At 63.0% G+C, this 3,440-nt stretch carries 1 protein-coding gene; it reads left to right on the forward strand.

Annotation, left to right across the window (positions count from 1 at the left end):
• Positions 1-25 precede the first annotated feature (25 nt).
• The coding region (locus tag ACH2EI_RS19410) for an NAD-glutamate dehydrogenase domain-containing protein (RefSeq protein ID WP_395161227.1) at positions 26-3,440 on the forward strand (3,415 nt) is incomplete at its 3' end.

The following is a 3,440-nucleotide window of genomic DNA, read 5'->3' on the forward strand; positions in this document are numbered from 1 at the left end:
CTCGAGTTCGCTCGCCCGTATCTCGATGACGGTCCGCACGAGCGGGCCGGTCGACCTCGATCGACTGGCCGAGATCGTCGATGCTGCAACCGCATCGTGGGATGACCAAGCACGCCAAGCACTTGTGGCTCGGGCCGGGGCGCAGCGCGCTCGGGACGTGTTCGACCTCGTGGGTGAGGGCATCGAGCGCGACTACCGAGCACGGGTCGAGCCGGAGTGCGCTGTCGATGACCTGCTGCGTGTCGCTGAACTGATCGAGCGAAAAGACGAATCGGTCGCGACCTCGATGAGTCGATCGACCGACGCGACGACAGGAGAGTGGCGTTTCAAGGTGTTCCGCCGCGACCACGCTTCGACGATTGCCGAACTCGTCCCGCAGCTTGCCCACCTCGGACTCCACGCGGTCGAAGAGCACCCGAGCGAGTTCGTTGTCGGGCACGACACGGTGCGCCTGTATGACATCGGTGTCCGTCTGGATGGCGATCTCGAACCCACCGATCGACAGATCTCCGAGGTGCAACTCGGATTCCGCGCACTACTCCATGGTGATGTGGAGGCCGATGGGCTCAATCGTCTGGTGCTCGCTGCAGGCGTCACCATTCGACAGGTGGCGATACTCCGGACCTACTCGCGTTATCTCCAGCAGGCCGGTTTTCCCTTCAGCCAGAAGTACATCGAGGACGTGTTGGTTCGGCTCGCTCCGATCGCCAGCGCGTTACTTGACCTCTTCGCAGCGCGCTTCGACCCTGCGAGTGAGCCCAGCCCGATCGAGTCGGCGGTCGTCGCCAACGCCGTGCGCGCCGATGTCTTGGGACGGCTCGAACGGGTGCCATCGCTCGATGACGACCGCATCTGTCGGGCCGTGCTGGTCCTGATCGACGCCACGACGCGAACCAATGCCTATCGCCCTCGCCCTGATGGTGCGCTTGCCGAAGAGATCGCTGTCAAACTTGATGCGAAGTCGGTCGGATTTCTACCGGAGCCACGGCCGATGTTCGAGATTTTCGTGTGTTCGCCACGCGTCGAGGGTGTCCATCTGCGTGCCGGTGCGGTATCGCGAGGTGGTCTGCGCTGGAGTGACCGTCGCGAAGATTTCCGTACCGAGGTGCTCGGGCTGGTGAAAGCCCAGATGGTCAAGAACGCAGTGATCATTCCGGTTGGGGCCAAGGGCGGTTTCGTCGTCAAGCAAGGCACTGCCCCGCCGTCTGACCGTGACGCAGTCCGTGCCGAAGGGGTGGATCGGTACCAGCGCTTCATCCGGTCGTTGCTCGACGTCACCGACAACCTCGTGGCAGGAGGCGGAGGTGCGACGATTGTCGTGCACCCACCGTCATGTGTCATCTACGACGACGATGACCCGTATCTCGTTGTCGCCGCGGACAAGGGAACGGCGACGTTCAGTGATATTGCCAACGAGGTGGCTGATGACTACGGCTTTTGGCTCGGTGATGCGTTCGCTTCCGGTGGGAGTAACGGCTACGACCACAAAGTAATGGGCATCACGGCGCGTGGAGCGTGGGAGAGTGTGCGGCGCCACGCACGGGTGATGGGAAAAGACGTCGAGACCGACTCGCTCACTGTTGTTGGCGTCGGTGACATGTCGGGTGACGTGTTCGGCAACGGCATGTTGTTGTCGACACACCTCGAACTGGTCGCAGCATTCGACCACCGCGACATCTTCCTCGATCCGACCCCCAACGCCGCTGTTTCTTTCGCCGAACGGAAACGGCTGTTTGAGCTGCCGCGCTCGAGTTGGGCCGACTACGACCCGGGGCTCATCTCGGAGGGCGGCGGCGTGTACTCCCGAGCGCTCAAGTCGATTCCTCTTTCTGACCGGGTACGAACAGCGCTCGGCCTGGCCGACGGGATCATCGAACTGGCCCCGAATGCGCTGCTGTCGGCCATCCTTCGAGCCCCAGTTGAGCTGCTGTGGAACGGTGGTATCGGCACGTACGTCAAGGCAAGCACCGAGTCACACGAGTCGGTCGGTGACCGCGCGAATGATGCGATCCGAGTCGACGGTGCCGATCTGCGCTGCAGCATCGTCGGCGAAGGTGGCAACCTGGGGCTCACCCAGCTGGGTCGGGTCGAGTACGCAATGGCTGGCGGCTTGATCTACACCGATGCCATCGACAACTCTGCCGGCGTCGACTGCAGCGACCACGAGGTGAACATCAAGATCGCGCTCGCCGGCCTCGTCGCGAATCGTGAGCTTTCTGACGTTGATCGGAACGCGCTCCTCGAAGAGATGACCGACGAGGTCGCCGAACTGGTACTCGACGACAACCGTGCACAGACGCTCGCGTTGATGATCGCGCGCACACAGTCGTTGCCGATGGTCAACGTGCACGCCCGTTATCTGGAGACCCTCGAAGAGGAGGGTCACCTCGACCGGGCACTCGAAGCGCTTCCCAACGACAAGCAGATCGCAGAACGCCAGAGTGCCGGCAGTGGGCTTCGAGCCCCGGAGTTCGCGGTGCTGATCGCGTCGACGAAGAACGCTGACATTGGGCAGGTCATTGCGAGCGACCTTCCCGACGAGGCGATCCTCGAAGCCGACCTTTTCGGATATTTCCCCCGTCCGCTCCGCGAGCGCTTCCCCGAGGCCATCCGCACCCATCGGCTCCGTCGCGAGATCATCGCTACCGGCCTGGTCAACAATATGGTGAACCTCGCGGGCATCTCGTTCGATCACAGAATGACCGAGCAATCGGGCGCATCGGTTGCCGATGTGGCCCGAGCATTTGTTGCATCCCGGAACATCCTTGACTTCAGCGACCTGTGGCGGGAGGTGGATTTGCTCGGCAGTTCGATCGACCTCGACGTGCAGATCGAACTCTTCTTGGACGTCCGGCGCATGGCCGAACGCTCCACCACGTGGTTGCTCCGGCGGCGTCACGCACCCATTGACATCGCGGTAGCGATCGACACCTTCTCGGCGGGCTTCGCTTTCTTGAGCGAGTCGCTCGACGACGTGGTCGGCGGGCGGGTGGCCACCGAGATCCGGTCTGTCTGCGACGAACGGATCGCAGCGAACGTGCCGCCCGCGCTGGCAGCCCGGTCGGCCCGTTGGCCGTGGCTACACACGAGCTTCGATATCGTCGAGATCGCGCATGCCGAGTCGCGCAACGTGGCCGATGCTGGCACGGCTTACTGGTCGGTTTTCGAATCGTTTGAGGTCGGTTGGCTCTGGGATGGAATCGGTGCGCTGCCGCGTTCTGATCGCTGGCAGACGCAGGCCCGAGCGTCGCTCCGTGACGACCTGATGACAGTCCTCGCAGACCTCACAGCGCACGTGCTCCGCACGGCCGAAGGCTCGCCAGAGGCGTGGATCGAGGCCAATCGTTCGGCTTACAACCGGATGATCGACATGGAGACCGAGATCCGTCGGGCCGAATCGTTCGATCTCACGACCCTGTCCGTCGCACTCCGCCAACTGC

Source organism: Ilumatobacter sp. (genome assembly GCF_041688325.1).
In the GTDB taxonomy this organism is placed as follows: Bacteria; Actinomycetota; Acidimicrobiia; order Acidimicrobiales; family Ilumatobacteraceae; genus Ilumatobacter_A.